This window comes from Vibrio aquimaris, assembly GCF_009363415.1.
Classification (GTDB): domain Bacteria; phylum Pseudomonadota; class Gammaproteobacteria; order Enterobacterales; family Vibrionaceae; genus Vibrio; species Vibrio aquimaris.
The window spans coordinates 358,739-380,126 of record NZ_CP045350.1 but is presented as its reverse complement, the minus strand read 5'-3'; the positions used below and the strand labels follow the sequence as shown (position 1 = coordinate 380,126).

At 43.2% G+C, this 21,388-nt stretch carries 20 protein-coding genes; 2 read left to right on the top strand and 18 right to left on the bottom strand.

Annotated features, from left to right (window positions below; genetic code table 11):
• Window positions 1-193: 193 nt before the first annotated feature.
• The 18 genes from FIV01_RS01810 to FIV01_RS01725 all read right to left on the bottom strand — a co-directional run bounded on the left by FIV01_RS01810 (window position 194) and on the right by FIV01_RS01725 (window position 19,371).
• Complete coding sequence (locus FIV01_RS01810) at window positions 194-3,829, bottom strand: DUF6701 domain-containing protein (RefSeq protein WP_152429472.1); 3,636 nt, start codon at window positions 3,827-3,829, stop codon at window positions 194-196.
• The gene (locus tag FIV01_RS01805) at window positions 3,822-4,250 is read right to left on the bottom strand and encodes an MSHA biogenesis protein MshP (protein ID WP_152429471.1); all 429 of its coding nucleotides are present in this window, start codon (window positions 4,248-4,250) and stop codon (window positions 3,822-3,824) included. Before FIV01_RS01805 ends, FIV01_RS01810 begins: the two co-directional genes overlap by 8 nt.
• A complete protein-coding gene (locus FIV01_RS01800) occupies window positions 4,222-5,010 on the bottom strand; it encodes a PilW family protein (RefSeq protein WP_152429470.1) in 789 nt (262 codons plus the stop codon). Before FIV01_RS01800 ends, FIV01_RS01805 begins: the two co-directional genes overlap by 29 nt.
• Window positions 5,010-5,579 (bottom strand): prepilin-type N-terminal cleavage/methylation domain-containing protein, encoded by a 570-nt coding sequence (locus FIV01_RS01795; protein WP_152429469.1) that lies wholly within the window; start codon window positions 5,577-5,579, stop codon window positions 5,010-5,012. The genes FIV01_RS01800 and FIV01_RS01795 overlap by 1 nt, the downstream gene beginning before the upstream one ends.
• Window positions 5,557-6,054 (bottom strand): pilus assembly FimT family protein, encoded by a 498-nt coding sequence (locus tag FIV01_RS01790; protein WP_152429468.1) that lies wholly within the window; start codon window positions 6,052-6,054, stop codon window positions 5,557-5,559. Before FIV01_RS01790 ends, FIV01_RS01795 begins: the two co-directional genes overlap by 23 nt.
• Before the next feature lie 135 nt (window positions 6,055-6,189).
• Window positions 6,190-6,645 (bottom strand): prepilin-type N-terminal cleavage/methylation domain-containing protein, encoded by a 456-nt coding sequence (locus tag FIV01_RS01785; protein ID WP_152431628.1) that lies wholly within the window; start codon window positions 6,643-6,645, stop codon window positions 6,190-6,192.
• Between the two features lie 32 nt (window positions 6,646-6,677).
• Window positions 6,678-7,253, bottom strand: coding sequence for a prepilin-type N-terminal cleavage/methylation domain-containing protein (locus FIV01_RS01780; protein WP_152429467.1), 576 nt, complete (start codon window positions 7,251-7,253; stop codon window positions 6,678-6,680).
• A gap of 80 nt (window positions 7,254-7,333) precedes the next feature.
• A complete protein-coding gene (locus tag FIV01_RS01775) occupies window positions 7,334-7,807 on the bottom strand; it encodes an MSHA biogenesis protein MshF (protein ID WP_152429466.1) in 474 nt (157 codons plus the stop codon).
• A complete protein-coding gene (locus FIV01_RS01770; protein ID WP_152429465.1) occupies window positions 7,791-9,014 on the bottom strand; it encodes a type II secretion system F family protein in 1,224 nt (407 codons plus the stop codon). Before FIV01_RS01770 ends, FIV01_RS01775 begins: the two co-directional genes overlap by 17 nt.
• 9 nt (window positions 9,015-9,023) lie before the next feature.
• Complete coding sequence (gene mshE / locus FIV01_RS01765; RefSeq protein ID WP_152429464.1) at window positions 9,024-10,748, bottom strand: MSHA fimbrial ATPase MshE; 1,725 nt, start codon at window positions 10,746-10,748, stop codon at window positions 9,024-9,026.
• Window positions 10,738-11,781, bottom strand: a complete 1,044-nt coding sequence (locus FIV01_RS01760) for a tetratricopeptide repeat protein (RefSeq protein ID WP_152429463.1) — start codon at window positions 11,779-11,781, stop codon at window positions 10,738-10,740. The genes mshE and FIV01_RS01760 overlap by 11 nt, the downstream gene beginning before the upstream one ends.
• Window positions 11,778-12,623 carry an ExeA family protein gene (locus FIV01_RS01755; RefSeq protein WP_152429462.1) on the bottom strand — a complete coding sequence of 282 codons (846 nt, stop codon included), beginning with the start codon at window positions 12,621-12,623 and terminating at the stop codon, window positions 11,778-11,780. The genes FIV01_RS01760 and FIV01_RS01755 overlap by 4 nt, the downstream gene beginning before the upstream one ends.
• Window positions 12,624-12,629: 6 nt before the next feature.
• Window positions 12,630-14,246 carry a pilus (MSHA type) biogenesis protein MshL gene (mshL, locus tag FIV01_RS01750; RefSeq protein WP_152429461.1) on the bottom strand — a complete coding sequence of 539 codons (1,617 nt, stop codon included), beginning with the start codon at window positions 14,244-14,246 and terminating at the stop codon, window positions 12,630-12,632.
• Between the two features lie 15 nt (window positions 14,247-14,261).
• Window positions 14,262-14,585, bottom strand: a complete 324-nt coding sequence (locus FIV01_RS01745; RefSeq protein WP_152429460.1) for an MSHA biogenesis protein MshK — start codon at window positions 14,583-14,585, stop codon at window positions 14,262-14,264.
• Complete coding sequence (gene gspM, locus FIV01_RS01740; protein ID WP_152431627.1) at window positions 14,578-15,225, bottom strand: type II secretion system protein GspM; 648 nt, start codon at window positions 15,223-15,225, stop codon at window positions 14,578-14,580. The genes FIV01_RS01745 and gspM overlap by 8 nt, the downstream gene beginning before the upstream one ends.
• A complete protein-coding gene (locus FIV01_RS01735) occupies window positions 15,225-16,664 on the bottom strand; it encodes an MSHA biogenesis protein MshI (protein WP_152429459.1) in 1,440 nt (479 codons plus the stop codon). The genes gspM and FIV01_RS01735 overlap by 1 nt, the downstream gene beginning before the upstream one ends.
• Complete coding sequence (csrD, locus tag FIV01_RS01730; protein ID WP_152429458.1) at window positions 16,661-18,676, bottom strand: RNase E specificity factor CsrD; 2,016 nt, start codon at window positions 18,674-18,676, stop codon at window positions 16,661-16,663. The genes FIV01_RS01735 and csrD overlap by 4 nt, the downstream gene beginning before the upstream one ends.
• Window positions 18,677-18,822: 146 nt before the next feature.
• Window positions 18,823-19,371: a single-stranded DNA-binding protein gene (locus FIV01_RS01725; RefSeq protein WP_152429457.1), complete on the bottom strand. Its 549-nt coding sequence runs from the start codon at window positions 19,369-19,371 to the stop codon at window positions 18,823-18,825.
• A 270-nt stretch (window positions 19,372-19,641) separates the two neighbouring features.
• Here FIV01_RS01725 and FIV01_RS01720 point away from each other — a divergent pair, with 270 nt between their 5' ends.
• Window positions 19,642-20,289: a LuxR C-terminal-related transcriptional regulator gene (locus FIV01_RS01720; RefSeq protein WP_152429456.1), complete on the top strand. Its 648-nt coding sequence runs from the start codon at window positions 19,642-19,644 to the stop codon at window positions 20,287-20,289.
• 106 nt (window positions 20,290-20,395) lie between these two features.
• The gene (gene galU / locus FIV01_RS01715; RefSeq protein WP_152429455.1) at window positions 20,396-21,268 is read left to right on the top strand and encodes a UTP--glucose-1-phosphate uridylyltransferase GalU; all 873 of its coding nucleotides are present in this window, start codon (window positions 20,396-20,398) and stop codon (window positions 21,266-21,268) included.
• Window positions 21,269-21,388 lie beyond the last annotated feature (120 nt).

Genomic DNA, 21,388 nt, shown 5'->3' with positions numbered 1-21,388 from the left:
GTCCTGAAAGAATTAGAAGATAGAAATTTGCACTAAATGTACCAATGCCTAGCCGTATCAGCAAGGTATTGAGCTATAAACATGGGGTGTAATCCGTTATTTCTAACAGATTCCTAACCAAAGTCGAAAAATCGCGCAATGAATAGAGCGTATTTATCGCGTGTGACGTTTTTTTGAACACCACAGCAAAACGCTAGTCTTGCTCACTCCACCATATAACGCGATCGCTTCCTCGATAGGTGCCAAACTGAACTTGCCCAGACACCGAGTTATCATCATCAAGACTGCCATCGTTATCCGCATCTTCTCTTAGCCAGGGCACTCCCCTGAGCTGCATATTAAAAGATGAGGTAATCGTCCCCGTATTTCCAGAGCCTGGCGCACTATATTCTAACCAAGACTCACCGTTGCTAGCTGTGGCAGATGTTAAGGAAGCATTGACTTCCGGCTGTGTTGGACTTCCGCTGGTGACGACTGTGTAATCACTTGAACTAAAATCAAAGTTGGTAACGCTATCAAAGTTTGTACAAGAATCGGCAGTATTAGTGACGAACTGGTTGCTGTTGTAATACTGTAGTTCAAGTCTTTGCCTTAGCGCAGAAAGCTCAGAGCCATAGGTATCATTAAGAAGTAACCTGCCCCAGTATAGCTGCATTGCATTGTCGCTGTTAAAGCTAATACCTAAGCAATCGTTAGTGGAATTCGAATCGGCTGTTTTATAACAAACATTGTCTTGATCGGTAATATCGCTCGCACCCAAAGTGAGCTGAAGATTTGCTGAGAAAGAGTTTATAGGGCTCACACCTTTGGTGTAGGTGATCTGTTCATTACTTAGTTGCACTACAGTGGCGTTATTGGGGTCTGTAAATCTACCCACACTTGCTACACCTTGTTCGAAATTAATCGATTCTGTGGTATTAGTATCACTGTATGTACGTGTTGGCCAACTACTGTCATAACGCCAAAAGTCACCAAACTGATAATTTGTGACATCAGCACCATTGGCGGCTTTGGGGTTTAACGCTAAACGGGGAGCAAGGAGATAGTCAAAAGGCTGGCCAATATAACTAAAGCTGTTACAAGTCGCTTGCAGCGTAGGTGATTGAAAAACAGAGGCTGCAAAGTAAGCGGGGATAAAACGCAGATACACACTCTTAGCTGGTGTAATGGTTTTCGCGCTACTGCCATTGAATACGGCGGGAGGAGTAATGGTAAAATCAAATACTCCAACTTCTGATAAAGACTGAGAAACAATGTTAATGCTGCCAGCTACAGCAGAATGATCATAGCTTACGGTGCTTATAGTGCCTTCCTGAGAAGTTGCAGTATCAGGAGATGCCAATTCATGAGCAACAACGATACCGCTATGTGTGTAGTTGGGTGTTGGCTGATTAGTTTGACCTAGCGCTGTCACTTCAAGGTTAAAGCTCGCCCCCGCTTTGGTAAACCAATCACAAAACGCATCGATACTGGTACACTCTTCTTCAACTCCATCAGAGTTCTTTGCCACTACAGCGAGAGAGGCTGGAAAACTCACAAAGTTACTCGCTCCGGATAGCTCTAAGCCAGCTTCATCAACCGTACCAGTAAATTTAGCATTGAGCTGCATCTGCCCTGCATCGTCATAATTAAGATTAAACTTTGTTTGGCCATTACTATCAAAAGCCAAGTTAAAATTACCCGCTCCTGACTCACTGGTATTGAGTTCAATATAGGTTCCAGTTGGATCAACAGACACTTTAGGATCACCGATAATATCAACAGCTGTAGGGTTCAAATACTGACTCCATAGGGCTACACTTTTAGTCACATTGCCAAACCCCACATCACACTTGGTATTACTATCACCCTGCTTAACTGCACTTATGGTCACCTCTACAGCTTCAGCGGCGTATTTGTCAGGCACGTCAATTTCAAAACCACTGTCAGAAAAGACTAGATCACAATTTGATGCGCTCCAGCCTCCACTGCCTATTTGACATAAATTGGTAGAAAATGGTCGAGCGGGTGGATTAGACCCCATAACATCCAAAGTTATTGTTCCAGGTTGATATTTTCTAATGTAAAAGGTCCCTGAACCACCAGTAAAACTCTGTGAATTGCCACCTTCCCAACCGCCACCACCTGAAACAGTCGATGGATCTAGAGAAACCGTGACGGTATCGGTAAATAACTCGCTACAAGTCGCATTTTTGCAAGCCTGAATCGTGACTTCAGAACGATTACAAGTCACTCCTTGTCCCGTATGGGTGATACGAAAGTGGTCGATTTGCTCATCGATGGGGCGCGATCGAAGCGCACACACTTCAAAATTGTCTATCTCATGAATATTGGTCACGCTACCAGTAGAACCGGTTACGGATAGTAGAAAGTCAGCCGGTACCGCTGCCTGATTAAACTGACTAGCCAAAACATTGACTGGACCAACAATAGACTGCCAGCTCCCACTGCCTATTTTACGTAAGATTTCTACTTGTGACTGATTAGCCGATCGAGAATCCACTACAATTCTGTATCGATGCACTGGCCCTGAACTATTATTGTCAACTCTAGGAGATAGACAATTACCATTAGTGTTAGTCTGTCCATTATTACATGCGCCCGCCAAGTACCGATAACCTGTTTCATCAACCCCGGAGCCGCGAATAGCAACAGATTGCCTCCTGCGCCCTGGGGTAGAACCTTGTCCACCTTCTCTGGAAAAATTACCATACTCATCGATGCCAACCCCTAGCCAACCACCAGCAAAACCAGACTCGTTTGGCTTAAATCCATAGCCAAGAGGGCCACCAAAAGCACCGGCTCTGGGGGTAATAAGGGCATCAGACAGAACAATGGCGATACCGTCAGCCCCATTGCCCCCATAAGCAAAATGATCAAACTCAACCTCAACTAAATTATCCGCAGCTGGGAATAAGCGCTGATAGGTCGATGAGGTTGCCTGATTGCGAACCGCCTGTGTAAACCTTAATCTATTATTGATAATTTGTGGCTGAAAAGAGCCTTTACTGGTTGATGTCACCCATAGGTCTGAAAGTGGACTAGAACTAAAATCGTCGGTAAAACATTGAGGAGAAAATATGATACTACAGTCATGGCGTTGGCTATAAAGCTGTTGGATTTGTTGATCAGTTAAAGCAGCATCAAATATTTGTACCTCATCAATCGAACCATCAAAAGCTCTCCCAGGAAAATTTTGGTCCTGACCGATCTGAAAAGCACTACCATTTATTCGTAGTCGACGACTGCTCCCAGAATTTCGGCTTGCTCTTAGAACACCGTTTATGAATAAACTCGCTCTAGAGTTTTGAAAGTCATACCTAATTGTAATAAAACTCCACGCGTTAAGCGGCACAGCAACACTGCTCGTAAGAGTTCGAGTAGTGCCATTATCTTCTTGCCACCACCAAAAAACTCTTCGACTAGAATCAATATGGACTTCGAAATTAGAATCCTTGGAGAAAATACTAAACAAACCAGAGCTTGGACCACTACTTGGATTGATCCATGCTGATACAGTGAGAGTTTCATTGAGATCTAGTATATTGTTGTCTGCAATGTTAACGTATTGATTATTATCATGCTCAAAACTTCCGTACCCACACGTACCTAAGTTGTTAATCGAAGGTATCGCAGGCGTTGAGTTTGCTGTTAACGCACCATTCACTGCTGTTCCATGAAGGTTGTTACCTGAAACATCCTTGACTTCATTAAAGGTGCCATTCCAAGTCGACTCATCAAGATGGTATTTGGCTACTGGTAAAGGATCTTGAGCAAAACTCGAAGCTGTCCAAAATAAAACCATGCCAGTGAGAAATAGTTTACGCATCGTCGCGCACCCCGACTTGAATTACTCTCTGCAATTGCCAATCTCCCACATTGCAGGTCCCTGTAGATGTGAGCTGGAAAATATTACGGCTATCGTCAAGTTGACCCACATTGACGCAGCTAACGCTTGCCGAGCATTGAAAAAAACCATTACCTTGTAAGGTTACTGTTTGGTCAGAAAGAGATTGGCAGCTGCCGCTAGATGGGGTTTGATAAAAACGGCTCAGCTCGATTTGAGCAGCAGAGCGCGCCGCCAGTTCTGCTCTTGTTCCGATTACAGAAGCAATAAACTGATCGCTAATACGTTCTTGATTGCGGTTAGCCACCGAGGCAACAAACCCGACAACAACCACAATAATAAATACCACCAGCAGCAGGCCACTGCCGGATTGTTTATGGCGTGTTGTAAATAAGCGCATCATGGTCAAACCTTACCTGCTCTCCATTATCCTCAAATATCAGTTCCATTTTCACTAACCCATTACGTTGCAACTGTGGCTGTTCAACGATAAAGTTCACATCAGTGAGATTACCCGCAACTCGAACCCCAGTATTTAGCGACGCTGGCGCCAACGAGGCTCTGTTTAAAGAATAGCCGGAATAGCGCAATAACTCATTACCCACAAGACAAAATGCCACAGGCTCTCGATAGAAATACAGGCGATCAGCAGGGCTAAGCGTCACAAATCCACTTGATTGGGTCAAAGTCACATCGACCATACTAGTCATCGCCCCACTCACAGCAAAATCAACCTCTGTCAGAACTTGGGCTGTTTGACCAATTGAGACCACATCGGCTCTAAGCTCAACCGCACTCGTTGGGTAAACAGCAACTCGCTCATTGGCCGGAATGTTCTTTTCAATTGGCAACACTCGAATAGCAGAAGAAACCGCAGAGGGAGAGGGAAGATCGATATAAATCGCGCTATTAGTAATGGGTAAGATTTCAATGCAATCATTGCTGACAATCACACTGTTGGGAACGGCTTCCCGTATCTCTCTTCGCAATCTTTCAGTGACAAAACGCCCTTGTTGCACAAGAGCTTCGCGACTGGCTGAATCTGAAAAAGACACGAAAGATTGACGAATTACCTCTCCGATAAATAGCCCTACAATGCCGAGCAAGGTAATAGAGATCACCATTTCAATTAGGGTAAAGCCACGTCCGCTCTCTCGTTGCATTAATAGTTCCCTCTAATAACTGCAAATGGGTACTGGTTACCCTGGCGGTCAGTTACCGTCACTTCTATTCGTTTATAATGGGTGATATTGGTAGAGAGCGTGCCTTGCATCACTCCACCATTAAAATCCTCATAATAAACCGCAATAGCAATGTTATAACCTGGATAACCCTCACTTAAGGTCGCGCCCAGCACATCTCGCGCGCTACCATTAAAACCATTAAAATCATCAACATCATTATACAGCGTGTTGTTACTCTCCCCTGAACCCGTTTCCGGGCCTAAAGCGGTTGATATGGTGCAAGTGGCCCCTGACACGCCGGACAAAACGCATTCAGGTAGACCACCATTTGGACCTGAATTATGATCAAAATTTCTGCCTAGTACTTCATCTATCACGGCACGCCCTAGCTCAGCAGCCTTAACAGCTGCAATTTGATCAGCGCTTTGTTTACTTCTTGGAAAAAGCGCAATAGAAACCCCGCCAACGACTATCGCCAAAATGGTGATGACAATGATCATTTCAATCAAAGTAAAACCACGTAGCTTAGCAGCTTGAAGCATTGGCATAGATCCCCCCTTGTGCATTGATACAGATAAAGCGCTGCACGCCAGATTGACCAGTTAAAGTCACTGTGCAATCCGAGGAACACTGTTCGGGGCGTCCTAGAGTGTCAAAATCAATAAAATTAACATTGCCATCTGCCTCAAGGCTAAGTTGTACATTAGCTTCTTGGCCATTTACATAACTGCTGTCACTGGTGTCTGTGGGAAGGGTGGTACTACATGAGCCCGCGGATAGCGTTGGCGAAACTTGAATCACTTGGTTGCTGCTTATCAACCAGCGCCCACAAAATCCACTACGATTCATAGAACGAAGCTGAGTTAATCGTAAAGAGGAAAGCACTTCTTGCTCGATAAGCTGGGCATCAAAGCTGCTTTTTCCAAAAAACCGACTCGAAGCGTATGCAGATACTATCCCAAGTAGGATAACAATGGTGATAAGTTCAACTAACGTAAAGCCATGGTTGTGCCTACTGAGCATAAAAACCTTACATAAGTAATGGGCGTGGTCTAATTATAGATAGTAAATAGCATTGCAGGCACTAAGCTTGTCTTAGTTAAATAAAGAGTTAAAAACTAGAGAAAGGCCAGTATCGCTGGCCTTTTTAGCAAGTGCCTAACAACCAGAATCAATCACAACAGAAGTCGCAACAGCTCCTGAAGTAGCCTGTGTATAGGTCACAGCACAAGTCGCTGATGGCGTTCCAGTAAAACCATAGGTAATAGAAGTATCAGCAACACTTGCGGCCACCGCCCAATCAGTGTCTAACCCCGTAACGGCAGCGCCAATTCCAGCGGCATTAGCAGTAGGATAACCAAAAATAGTACTGACCGTTGTCCCACCTGCGGTTACATTAGTTGCTGTAGAAGCAGTCTCCACACCTTCGATGGCGGCCTTACCATATACAATACCAGCAGCACCATCTATCGCGCCTTTCAGGCCTTGTAAACTTGCCTGACGTGCATCACCCTGTAGACTAAGAAAACGAGGTGCTGCCGTCACGGCTAAGATACCTAAAATTACAATAACCACAACCAGTTCAATCAGGGTAAAACCCGCTTGTTTTTTTATCATGCTACATCTCTCTCATCCATTACTCGCGGCTATTGCAAGGTGACAATAACGCGGCCAGTTTTAATTTCATATACAAATTGATTATCAACACCGCCGACTTTTTGGATATAAGTACAGCGTTCATCATTCTCTGCTTGAGCTGAGTATTTAACATTATCGCTATCACTGGCCGTTGCTGCCGCCTCAACAGCCGGAGGATTTTGCAGTAAATTCTCCATCAAATCGACACAAATATCATCGGTCAAGGCTGTCGGAAAGCTAGTATCCCCTGCTCTTTTCACAGCCCATGGATAGCCATCTCGAAACCCAGTATCAGTGTTACTGGCATTTTTAGCCCTAGTAAGCCAGAACTCCACGCCGTCATAATTAACACTGTTGTAGGTTTCTGTATTCACTGTAATTGAAGGACGAGACTCCGCCTCCCACTGGGCCCGAGCAGACAAAACCCCAGTGGCATAACCTCCTGCAACGCCTTCTACGCTGGCTTTTTTAGCACTATCTGTCACATCTAAAAAGCGCGGTAAAGCGGCCACTGCTAATAGGCCAACAATCACAATCACCACCACAAGCTCAACTAAAGAGAAACCTGACCGCTTACTTTGCATAATTATCAACCCGCCAAATAGCGGCGCGAACTATACTTAATGCGCCAATTATAACCAATGTAAATGTCTCATTTTTCAATCTAGCCATTATCAATACCAATACTGAACTTACCTTCTACTAGCTGAACCCGAATTTGTCTGCCCTGAGCAAAGATATATTTACAATCATAGCGCCCTTTATCGAAGCGCTCTATTATCTGCTTTGGCGTTTCATCGAGTACCCTTTGCTCTGGATACAAGAGTTTAAACCAAGATTGACAGCTAGAAGCCTTCTCATCATTTGTTGGCAGCAACCACCCGCTGGGTGAAAAAATAATTTGCAGTCCTTCAATCTCTAATTGGTCTGGTTGCCCTTTTAACATCCATTGCTGTTTGTAAAACCCTGCTCTCTCAAGCATTCTTTTGCCCGCCAACTGAAAAGCTGTTTCACTCATATCTCTTTGCAGCTTTTCCACCGCAGTCAGCAAACTCAAAAGCAATACACAGATCACAACTAGCCAGAGGACAAGTCGCGATCTATCAGGGCTAATCAGCATATCAACCTTGGATAGCATCAAGCATTCCCCACATGGGGAGGAATATTCCCAAGGCAAGAATAAGCACCATTGCTGCAACTATTACTAATAATATAGGCTCAATTCGCGCGGTTAGCGTTTTAAGATCGTAATCAACTTCACGATCATAAAAATCGGCAGCTTCCAGTAACAGCTCGTCAATACGACCTGTTTCCTCACCGACAGATAACATCTGCAATACCAGAGGAGTAAACACTTGGCTATTGCTGGCTGTGGATGAAATAGTGCCGCCCGCTTCAATCGATGACTTCATCTCAAGCAAACGATTTTCTAGGAACTTGTTTTCTAAAGCTTCTGCCGAAAGCGCTAAAGATTGATTCAGCGGCACACCTGCTTTTAGCATTAATGCGAAGGTGCGAGAAAAACGAGACAGCTGAGCTCGATTAACCAAATCCCCAATAATAGGCATACGCAAACGAAATTTATCCCACTTTTCCTGTCCATTCGGAGTACGCTGCCAAGTTTTGAAGCCCAATAAGGCCCCGAGCATAACCGCCAAAATCAATCCCCAGTAATTCACAAAAAAGTCCGAGGTAGAAATAATGATTCTAGTGGGTAAAGGCAGATCAACTCCAAAGCGAGAAAACATGCTCGCAAACTGAGGAATAACCTTCACATTAAGCACAAATAAAGCAACGAGGATAAAGCTGATAACAAAGGTTGGGTAACGCATTGCGGTTTTGATCCGCTTACGGGTTTCCACCTCCTGTTCATAGTAATTTGCCAATTGCAGTAGGGCTTGGTCTAAACGACCTGTATTTTCACCAACGTTGATTAAGGAAACAAACAAAGGGCTAAACACTTTCGAATGCATTTGCATTGATGCCGACAAGCCTCGACCATTAGTAAGCTCATGGCCGACATCTTCTAATGCTTCTTTGAGCTGCTTATTGGCACTATTTTGCGTCAGCCCTTTCATAGAGCGCAGAAGTGGCACACCGGCCTTGGTCAAGCTGTACAATTGACGACAAAATATCACTAACACTTCTAACGGAATTGAGGGGGTAAATAGGGCTTTGAAGTCGAAGTTTAATGCACTACCACCTCCACCGCCAACAGAGATATTGGTTGGAATCACCCCTTTATTTATTAAAGACTCTGCCGCAGCTTCTTCATTAGCTGCATCTATTTGCCCTGCTACTGCAGAGCCATCCAAATTTCTTCCCTCATAGCGAAAAATTGGCATCTATACACCCTATAGATAAATAGCATCGACAGAGCCTGACGCATCGCCTTCCCCAAGCGTCATAACTTCATCCAAACTCACCACGCCTTGTAAAGCCAGTTCCATCGCTGATGCCAGAAGGGGTTTATAACTTTCAGCTTGGCGAGCAACAGACGCAAACCCAACGGCATCCCCGGCCCTTAACATATCCATCATCTCATACTCTAATTCGAGCATTTCAAACACACCGATCCTGCCTTGATACCCTGTTAGGTTACAATTTTGGCAACCTCGTCCTTTAACAAATGACGCTTGTTCTTGATTAGGAAAACGCTGCGCTAGCCATTGTCTTTTGGCCTCTTCTAATTTGTCATCTGTTTTGCAGTCTGGGCATACCTTACGGACTAGTCTTTGGGCTACAACCGCTCGCACGGCGCTCGCTACAAGATAACCTGCCGCTCCCATATCCATCATACGCAGGGCGCTATCTACAGCATCATTGGTGTGCAAAGTACTTAAAACCAGATGCCCAGTTAGTGCTGCTCGCAATCCAATTTCAACCGTTTCTTGGTCACGCATCTCCCCAACAAGAATAATGTCTGGATCTTGGCGCAGAAAACTGCGCAAGATTGTGGCAAAGTCGAGATCTATTTTGGGGTTAACCTGAACCTGATTAACACGCGACAAGCGATATTCGACGGGATCTTCGACTGTGATTATTTTTTTGCCCGGCTGGTTGAGCTCTGTTAATGCACCATAAAGCGTGGTGGTTTTACCTGAACCTGTCGGACCTGTAACCAATATCATGCCATGTGGGCGCTTCAGCTGGCGCCTTAGGCGTTCTAGTAGATGCTCTGGTAGGCCGGATTCTTCAAGCTTGCGTACCCCTGCGGACTGATTAAGTAAACGCATTACCACAGATTCGCCGTGCTGCACTGGCATGGTAGACATACGAATGTCTACTGATTGGCCTTTAGAGCGAATATTAAAACGCCCGTCTTGAGGCAAGCGCTTTTCTGAAATATCCAGATTAGCCATCAGCTTAAGTCGTAACACAAGGGCTGGCGCGACATTTACCTCATTAAGAAGAGTCTCATGTAGCACGCCATCAATACGTTGGCGTAAACGCAATACATCCGCATCTGGCTCAATATGAATATCTGAAGCTCCAACTTGAATCGCATCCTCAAATAAAGAATTGATCAGTTTGACCACAGTGACTTCATCACTGTCTTCATCTTCAATGTTGAAGTCAAATGAGTCAGTAACCTGATGTTCAGCCTGTAATTGCTCGGCAAAGGATGCAATTTCTTTGGTGCGCCTGTAGTAACGATCAAAGCCATCAACTAGCTGTTTTTCCGGCGTAATGACAAATTCTACTGCGTATTGTGACAGTTGATCGAGCAAGGCTTCTTGAGCCGATAGATCCGCAGGATCGCTCATCGCAATTCTGAGTGTATTGTCTTGACGGCCAATCACCATTGCGCGCAGTCGACGTGCATGAACCTCAGGCAGGAGCTGCACTGCATCAACATCGACATGCGCTCTGGCTAAATCAATCAAAGGAATATCTAGCTGCCGAGATAAAAAGTTGAGCATATCGCTCTCAGTCAAAAAGCCCAGCTCAATCAGTGTGTCACCTAATTTTCTACCTGAGCTTTTTTGCGCCGCTAGGGCATCTTCTACCTGAGATTCGGTAATAATGCCCTCTTCAACCAATAGGTCACCAAGACGCTTTCTTAGTTTAATTTGCATCAGGCCGCTCCTCTAACTTACGTATAAGAGCCAAACGATCGCGAATAAATTGTTGAGACTGACTCGATAGACCAAGTTTACTTAGCGCTTGTTGATACGCTTCTTCAGCGCTAGGTAAGTCCAGTGCTCTTTCTTGCTGAATACCTAACCCTAGCCACCAGCGGCCTGAATCAGGATCCAGAGACACTAGGTTTTGGTAGCTATTGAGTGCTATATCATCATGATTCGACTTCTGTGCCAATGCTGCTCTCAATGAGATGTAATCAACAGATGCATTTTTTGGAACATGGACCAAAGCCGTTAACGCAGCATCATTTTGATTTTCTTTAATAAGTAACTTGGCAAGAGACAATCTGAGAACCACAGATTCTTTATCAATTTGAATCCCTTTGTTTAATATTTCGACAGCCCTTCTCACATCGCCTTTACCGTAATACAAAGCTGACAACTTCTTGCGTACTTCAATATTACTGGGTTCATAACGAAGAGAAAGCTGGTATTCATCTAATGCTTGTTCAAGATTATTATTGTCTAATGCTTTGCTTGCTCTCTGCTGAGCCTTTTCTGCCAACTGTACTGGCGTTAACTCAACTTGGTGGATCACCATTTCACCTGACTGAGCTGGTGCGTGTTGGATAGGTTTCTCGACCCGGGCAACCTTGTGCGTTCTAGACTGTGAGGGCGTCGAGGAAGCTGTGTTCAGGCTTGTAACAATGCGTTTTTTTTCTGTAGTTAGATCTGTGGAATCCGCAGTGTAAATAGTATCAGTACTCACTGAAGGTTTGGACGTAGGTGATAGTACTTTTTTAGGCACTGGTGCTATGGTTTCAGACCTTGATACTTGATCAGTTTCAAGTGGAGAGTCAACGGAGAGAGTCCACCCGCCAACAGCAAGACTTAGCGTAAAGCTACCAACAACCCAAGGAATTACTCTGCGCTGTTTAATCGGTTCGACATACGCTTTAACCACTGGCTCTGACTGTTGCGAGTGACCTTTCACAAGCTCAGAAAGCGCATTGTTAATGACACTCATGATATGCTCCACCCCCATATCAACGGGCTTTTAAATTTGGGTTTACAACTGTCATAAGTATCATGAATAGCACTATACAGATGCCGATTGTGCACCACTTCATACCCTTGACTAGATGCTAGCACCAAACACTTATGACAAATTTGATTAATCAATCTCGGTATTCCTCGACTTGCTTTCCAAATCGCTTTTTTGTGTCCAAGTGTAAATAACTCATTTTCAGCCCCTGATTTTTCCAGTCTGTTATCAATATAAGCCACCACTTCAGATAAAGTTAGTCTTCGTAGCTGAGCACTAAAAGTAATTCTCTGTCTAAACTGACGCAGGTGGTGTTGTTCCAAGCGAACATCTAGTTCAGGCTGACCCAGCAAAACAATTTGTAGTAATTTGCTGTGTTCTGTCTCTAAATTTCCAAACAAACGCAACACTTCCAACGCTTCATCACTCAATGCCTGAGCCTCATCAACGAATAAAACCACTTGCTCACCCACACGGGCTAGCTCTATGAGTTTAGCTTGAATATCTCCAACAAGCGTGGTGGTATCGGTAGGTATCACATCAAGTTCAGAGGCAATCGCTCTGCGTAATTCATCCCCATCAAGAGCAGGATTAGGTAGATAAACCAGTTGCACCTCTTTATCTAATTGATTGACCAAAATGCGACATACCATGGTTTTTCCTGTCCCCACTTCACCTGTGACTTTGATTAAGCCTTCACCCATTTGAACCGCAGAGTGCACGGTCTGAATAGCCTCATAGTGAGGCTCCAAACCTAAGAATAATTCTGTATTTGGGGTCAAGTGAAAGGGAAGTTGGGTTAAACCAAAGTTTTCAAGATACATAGGCAGTTATTGCTCATCGGGGAACCATTCTTCAAGTAGATCTCGCGAACGCTCCAATTCTTTTTGCCATGTATTCACGCCAACTATGGTTGGCTTAAGCAAAATCACTAACTCTGTTTTCTCTGTTATTTGAGTTGTATTACGAAATAAATGGCCTAGCCCGGGTATATCGCCCAAGAAGGGCACTTTGGTGGTTTGGTCAAAGGTATTGGATTTCATCAAGCCGCCAATGATGACAACATCGCCATCGCGGGCTCGGATAACAGAGTCAGATTCTCGAATAGAGCTTGTCGCAACAGGCAGTGTTACCTCATCAGTACCGTTGGTAATATCTTTGGTCTCTTCTTTTACATCTATAACCGCAGGGTGAACATGAAGCAACACACTTCCATCATTATCGATTTGCGGTGTCACATCTAGGGAAATACCTGAGAAGAAAGGTGTAAGCTCAATGTCGGTACTCGTATCAGACGCTGTCGTTCCACTACTAGTATTACTAGAAAAGTCAGTAACGAAATAACTGTCGTTGCCGACTTTGATGACTGCTTTTTGATTATTTGATGCCGTCACTCTTGGGCTAGAGAGCACATTGAGATCGCCTTGTGTGGACATAAAACTAATCGCAGCATCAAAGCTGCCACTCGATATGACCAAATTGCCAGGACCGCCAAGTAAAGATCCGATCGAGTCTAAGCCTGGTAAATCTGCTACGGGATTGGTTGGACTGCCCTGACCAAATTGGTAGTTTGTTCCATTCGATGTAAAAGCTTTTGACCAGTCAATGCCTTGCTGATAACCATCACTTAATGTGACTTCCAAAATTTTCGCTTCTAGGATCACTTGGCGATGCAGTCTTTGCTGAGATACACCAATAAAGTTTTGCACTTCACGTATTTGATCTGGAAAAGCTCTAACTGTGATAATTCCCGCTTGTGGAGTGATGACGACACTTTGACCTTCCCCCGAACCAATCAACTGACTTACCGCCTGCTCAAGTTGTGGCCAAAAGTCACTTTCGCTGGTGGTTTCAATCTCTGTTCCACCTTTCGCAGAACTGGTTGTAGAGGAGGTGGAACTATCTGAGTCACTTGATGACGAAGTTGATGAACTCGTGTTGGTGATAGTGCCAGTGGTAATAAAGGTATTTGAGCGGCCACTTCGTTTAAACTGTAGGTAATCAACTGGAATGCTGACAGTTCTTAGCCCAGCAGGATATATGTGGATGACCTTGCCACTTGTCTCAACTTGGTAACCGTATAGATCCCTAACCACAGACAAGACCTCGTCGAGTGACACGTCGAGTAAGTTGACTGTGATGGTGCCGGATACATCTGGGTGCAGAGCGATACTGTACTCTGTGCCCTTTACTAAACTCGTGAAAAAGGCTTTCGCTTCGACCTCATTTGCCTGTATTCTGAAACGCTTTACCGTTTTTGATTCGAGCAAACCCGCTTGGTCAAGCTCCGGCATTAAATCTGCTTCAACAGAAGGAGGCAATGTTTCTAGCCCGCCAAGACCACCAATCGCCTCGTCAAGCTCATCTTTTATTTCAACAGGATCACGATGCCCCATTGAGCAACCAGATAATAACGCAACAACAACTGCTAAAACGAGTTTATGCATACAATACAAATTACCTTAATTTTTGATGCTTTGAGTAAAAATTTTTAGCTTCCATTGCTTTCCTCCACGAGAAATCGTCACCGATTGAGCTTCAATCTGACTGACTTTAAAACCATTTACTGTATCACCAACCAATACAGCCTTATCACTCAATACCGCTCGGCATTGAACTTGGTTTGTACACACTATACTTTGCAGTTTAGGCAAAGGTTGCTGTTTTTTCTTACTTTTTGCTTCTATTGAATCAGGCTTTTGCCAACCAAGCGGTGCGGTGGGGTCTTGAGATGCAACCACCACACAAGAATAAACAAACAGTGCGCTAACTAGTACTCTAACCACCAATAAACTCCTGTCTTATACCTAGAGTGTAAACTTCTAGGGTCACCCGTGCGTTAGGGTAAGCATCGACTGCATAGTTAAAGCTACTCCAATAGTAATTGACCGGCATAGTCTCCAATGTGGTTAAATAAGCTAGGATTGAAAAATAACCACCGGTAAGTTCTATTCTCACCGGATGCATGAAATAACCAGTCTGATTTTGATCATCAGCCTCCATTATTGGTTTGGGTTGCAACGACTCCAGTAGCACCAACTTTAATCCTTGTGTTTCATCAAGTACCTTGTCTAATAACTGAGCCATTTCGCTGGGTGAAATAAACTCTTCCATTATTAAGGCAAGTTGCTCGGATAACCTTTGACTCTCAGTGAGAAGCTTCTTGTATTCTTTGTTCAAATTTTCATTAGGATCTTTGTTTAGCTTAGCAGTTATTATCAATATATCTGCTTCTAACCTTTGGAGATTTTGTGAGGTCAAGGTAACTTGGCGCTCTAATTCCTGATTTGATTTTGCCAAAGGTTCGATGAGCCAAGCCGACATTGTCAAAGTAATGACGACTAGACCGCATATAGCCAACAAAAGCTTTTCTCTCTGGTTTAGAGCTTTAAACTTGGTGTCCAGTTGAATCAATAGAGGATGCATCACTCCCGCTCCCGCTGACTGTTCAATTCAAAAGTCACTATGTCTTGGTCGTTGCGTCCAATACGCAGTTGCTCAAATGTGCGACCGACTAAGTTGACCTCTGATTGAAACTGGCCGACCCAATTTGGTATCGCTTTAGGCTCACGAGCAAAGCCTTTTATGTCCATAGTATCGGCATCAATAAAGATATGATTAAGGGAAATGTCCTGACGGCTTAATTTAGCCAAGGCTTTCATTACTCCCGAATACCCCAACTGCTGAGATTCATCAAACTTGATCACCGCTTTTAGTGAGGCTTGTTTAGCTTGGATATCTGTTTTGAGTCTTTCAACCGCCGCAACCTTGGCAGTAGAAGGCTTATGTTTGACAAGCTTCTGATTAAGTTCGGATAATTTTTGCTCTGCTTGCTGCTGTTGACTCAGGTAATCCTCAAGATCACTGTTTAAGTACGCATGCTGAAAGTAGAGATAACCAATTATTGTGAGCAAAAAGCCCGCAACAAGAGCCCAACCGATGGCTATATTGGCTAGCGTAAAGTATTCGGTCTTAGGTTTAAGTGACTCTGGATACAGGTTAATTGCATTTGCTCCTAAATCAGAGACAAATTTAACTAAGACTTCTCCCGACTCACACGGTTGTTCTGTTAAGCTGGTAACACTGACATTTAGGCGCTCATTTAATGCTTCTACTAAGTCATGTAATTCTTCTTCATCACAACACACTTTCATTTTGTGCAAAGAGGTGCTTCTAAGTTGTGATGATAAGTAATCGATAGATCGCTGCAACTCCAGAGCAATACCGTCTAGTTGCAGAACACTAGTTGCTACGCCAGTTAGTGGTGAGGCGATCCCACGCATTGTTCTTTGAAAAGCACAGTGTTGATCGACAAAAGCACTGACTCTAAAACTCCGCTGTTTACTTCGCTGTAAAAGCAAAAAACTTTTCTCTTCAGGCGCTGAAACGCCCCAGACTTCATCTTCAACTAAGACTCGCCCGAGTTGGATATCTAGTGTCAATAGCATTTGTTGCAGGTTAATAATCAGGCTCTTCTCCACCACATAGACTTGCAGCTTGTTGCCATCGGGCAGTTCTGTTGCATCGGCTATGATCTCTGTTACTTTTTCACTGATGAGATCTTTTAGTAAAAAGGGCAAGGCTCCGGTTATTTCCGTTGCGGGGATGTTGGGTTTATCAATCTGATATGTATGGTAAAGCTTTGAGTTGAGCACTAGATCGATAGTCAAATTGGAAATATCAAGCTCATCAAGCGTACTACGCAAGGTATCTTGCCAAGAGCTTCCTTCGACCGCGACTTTGGAAGCTAGATCATGCTTATCTAGCTTTGAAAAATACAATTCTCCTGGCAAAACGACAACGGACAAGCAATTACGTACTTGATTGTTAGACTTGAACTTTTCTATTAATGACTGAATTTTCATTTACCGCTAACTTTTCGCCACCGATTACGACGCCCAATCTTAACTTGACTGGGCATCAACACTTTTGTTTTTGGTGCCACTGTTGGCAACAACTGTTGCTCTGGCTGAAAATAACGCCCTTGGACTCCTTGGACACCTAGACGAATCATGGTTTTATATTCTTGTTTGTTGTCCACACCAACAGCAATAACTAGTGTTTTTAGTCCCTCACAGGCTCCCAATAGACTTCGAACAAAAAGTTGGTTTTCATCACGCTGATCGATTCGCTTAACTAAACTTCTATGTAGTTTAAGGAAATCAATTGGAAGGTCTTTGAGATAGTGAGTACTAACGATAGAGCGTCCCGCTTGCCCAACAGCGACTCGACACCCCAATCCGGCTATCATTTTTATTACTGGTCTCATATAATCCAAGTGTTTAACCAATCTTGCCTCAGTAAATTCAAACACTAACTGTTTTCGTTGTCTTGAAGTCAATTGTAGTAGTTCATACTGAAACCACCTCAGATAACTTCTATCTGCAAATGGAACTACATGTATATTAATAGCGTAGCATATTAATTTTGAAGATGTTTTTGTAAATTTTATAACAGATGTAAATACTTCACGATCCAATATCGCTTCATAACCAACAGATTCAATAGCTGAACTAAATCGAGAAGCTTTAATCAGCCCTTTATCAGGCTCATTGAGCCTGATAAATACTTCATTATGGTCAAATATTCTTTCTTTATGGGAATCCAATAAATAGCAAGGCTGGTAATAGATAACCAACTTGTCTGCTTGGATAGATAAATCAAATAAGGTTCGCCAACGTACATTACCTCTCTCTTCATCTTGGGATTGACGTTTCTTGAACTTATTCCATGTATTGACGCGCTGTAACTGAGCACTTTTTAAAGCAGTTTCCGCTTCATCTAAAATTCGCTCCTGGCTTTCTCCCTCTCGATACATAGTAATACCTATATGTACCCAGTTATCCTTTTCTAATGGTGCTGGAGCTTGCAATTTAGTTAATTGATTGAGGCTGCTTGTGGCAATGTTGGATACATCTTTACTACCCAGGTGAGGTGCGAAGATAGCAAAGTCTGATTCATAGTATCGAGATAAAATCACATCAGGATAGCGTTGAATAATATTATTTAGACTCTCACCAATACTTATCACAAAATCATCAGCCATTTGTTTGCCTGACTCTTCTCGCAACTGCTCCCAATCATCAATACGCAGCAGTAAAACACCACCATGAGAACCATGTTCAGATAAAGCAGCCTCAAGTTTGCTATCGAATAAAACTCGGTTAGCCGTTCCGGTTAGTTGGTCTAAAAAAGTTTGAGTACGGATAAAAGTGTCAAAGCGGCTGCGTTCTTGGCGAGCATCTTGTAATTCTTCGATTAGACTATCCAAAGCTTCACTAGCCGTATAAGGCCACTCTTTAATGTCGCCTTTCGCATATTGTTCTACACGCCCTGCAAGGATCATTCTTCCCCGCTCCTCAAGCAACTCAGATCCCGCCAGCTGTTCCTTTAACCATTTTACTCCACGAACAAGACAGAAAATAATCAAAATGACAGCGAGAGTAATGGACCACAATGCTTCAAGAGAATAGCCATAACCAATATATGGGGGAACAGCTTTAAAATGAAGGCGGTAGTCAGGATTTCGCTCTAACTTGTATTCAGTGTCATAGAGCAATTCAGGTTCGACAGTAGAAGAAGTATCTATATAGCGATAAATAGCGCCATTATCAGATAGAAGCTCCATTTCTATGATATTTGAAGCTCTGAGCATTTTAGGCATCCATCGCTGTAGCGAATCCGCTGCATCGGGATCTTCCAGTTCCTTATCTAAGACCTCAACAATGCCTTGTAATGAGTGCTCAAGGTATTCTTGGCCCAAGCGTTTGAATGAAAGAGTTCCACCTAAAAACAAAATAAACATCGCACTAATGACAATAAGGGTAACAAAAGCAACTAAGCGAGTGCTCAGCTTTAAGGTAGGTGTATACCTCATAGATGACGAATTCCTTTTCATGAAAATTATTAGCTCAAAGTCCTAAACAATGGGGAAATGAACTCTGATTATACTCAATGATAAGTTTATTTTTTTACTATATAAAAAAGCCGCGAAATTCGCGGCTTTTTTCAAGATTCAGACAGTTAGAATGGGATGTCGTCATCAAAATCCATCGGCGGCTCATTATACTGAGGCTGACTGGGCGATTGATTCGAGGGTTGAGAATAGTTTTGCTGTGTTTGAGGAGCTTGGTTTTGTTGCATTGCAGGCTGTTGAGGTTGTCCCCAACCACCTTGCTGTTGCGGTTGTCCCATACTTTGAGCCGGCGCACCACCTTGAGCACGACCACCCAACATTTGCATAACACCATTGAAGCCCTGAACCACCACTTCCGTTGAATAACGATCCTGGCCATTCTGATCTTGCCACTTTCGAGTCTGAAGTTGACCTTCGATATAAACTTGGGAACCTTTGCGTAAATACTCACCAGCTACTTCAGCTAACTTGCCAAACAAAGATACACGATGCCACTCTGTTTTCTCGCGCTGCTCTCCTGTCGTCTTATCACGCCAACTTTCAGAGGTCGCTATTGTAATATTTGCAACGGCACCACCATTTGGCATATAACGCACTTCTGGATCAGAGCCCAGATTACCGACTAATATAACTTTGTTGATTCCACGGCTCGCCATGTTTCGCTCCGTCTAAATTGATTCACTAACACACAAACAACAAGGATAACACGCTTTAGTCCATGAACAAATTGCAATCCACGCCATGGACCTTTCCCACCAATACTCGTTCACTATTCTAGAATAACCATAGGTCACTACGTGATTGATAGATCTGAAGTTTACTTATTTATATGAAACTTAACGCAATACTATAATCAAGATTCGCACTTTGAAACATTCTCCTTCACTCTGTGGGCATGTTTCAATTAAGTGTAATGATTAACTTCTATGGCTAAAAATATCTATGCTCGAACGATTTACTTTCTCACCGAAAAAAATCAGCAAAATGATCCTGTCATCGATCAAGTCCAAAAACAGCTGTGTGTTGAAATTCCTTATATTGAGCCTAACGACCTCATGTATGCGATGCAATTACACAAGCATAAGATATTGATGATAGATCATCAGTATTACCAGACACTAAACAATCAAATTCGTGATCTTCCACTCTCCAATAAAATGTTTGAAACGATTTTATTTAATGTAGAAAAACGGCTAACTACCGAGGAAATACTCTGCTTTGGGAATATAAAAGCCCTATTTTATCGCCATGAATCTATAGAGTCGATAGCTAGAGGATGTGGAGAAGTCATCAATAGCCAAAACTGGTTGCCACGTAAAGTCACAGCACAACTGATTCACTATTATAGGCACGTCATACTGAGTCAAACTTCTCCAGCAACAGTCGACCTAACCTCTAGAGAAATCCAGATTTTACGCTGCCTAAAAACGGGAGCTTCCAACCTGCAAATTGCGGACGACCTGTTTATCAGTGAATTTACAGTAAAGTCGCACCTTTATCAGATTTTTAAAAAGCTATCAGTCAAAAACAGAGTACAAGCCATTGCTTGGGCTAATCAGCATATGCTGTCTTAAATATGAGTCAAGGAGCTCAAATCAGCTTTATTAAAATTTAGTAATGGAATAAAAAATGCTATGGTGGCGCCGATTTTTAAGAAAAATTAATGACAAAGGTATTATCATGATTAAAAAGTGCCTCTTTCCGGCTGCAGGCTATGGCACACGCTTTCTACCAGCAACCAAATCAATGCCAAAAGAGATGATGCCAGTCGTCAACAAACCCCTTATTGAGTATGGTGTTGAAGAAGCAATCCAAGCTGGAATGAACGGCATGTGCATTGTGACTGGCCGTGGCAAACATTCAATCATGGATCACTTTGACAAGAACTATGAATTAGAGCATCAGATCAGTGGCACCAACAAGGAAGAACTTCTCGTTGATATCCGCGATATTATCGACAGTGCCAATTTCACCTATATCCGTCAACGTGAAATGAAAGGGCTAGGCCATGCTATATTGACTGGCCGTGAATTGATTGGCGACGAACCTTTTGCTGTCGTTTTAGCTGACGATTTGTGCGTTAACGACCAAGACGGTGTTTTGGCACAAATGGTGGCACTATTTAAGCAGTTTCGCTGTTCTATTGTTGCGGTTCAAGAAGTGCCTGCTGATGAAACTCATAAGTACGGAGTTATCTCAGGTGAGATGATCAAAGATGACATCTATCGTATTGACAACATGGTTGAAAAGCCAGAACCTGGAACAGCACCAAGCAATTTAGCCATCATAGGTCGCTATATCTTGACGCCAGATATTTTCGATCTAATCGAAAATACAGAACCAGGAAAAGGTGGCGAGATCCAAATCACCGATGCTCTATTAAAACAAGCGCAAGCCGGCTGTGTCCTTGCGTATAAATTTAAGGGTACGCGCTTTGATTGTGGAAGCGTTGAAGGTTATATCGAAGCAACCAACTACTGTTTTGAAAATCTATACCTTAAAGACAGCCAAAAGTCGGAGCTGGGTAAGCAATCGACAACCAAAGAGTCGTAGTTATCTGACTAAACAGTGACCTATAGCTAAGTAGATATAGGTCACTGTTTTTTTATCCAGTATTTTCTTTGAACATCAATCACTCTATGTAATACTTAGCCCACTTATTTTTACATTGGG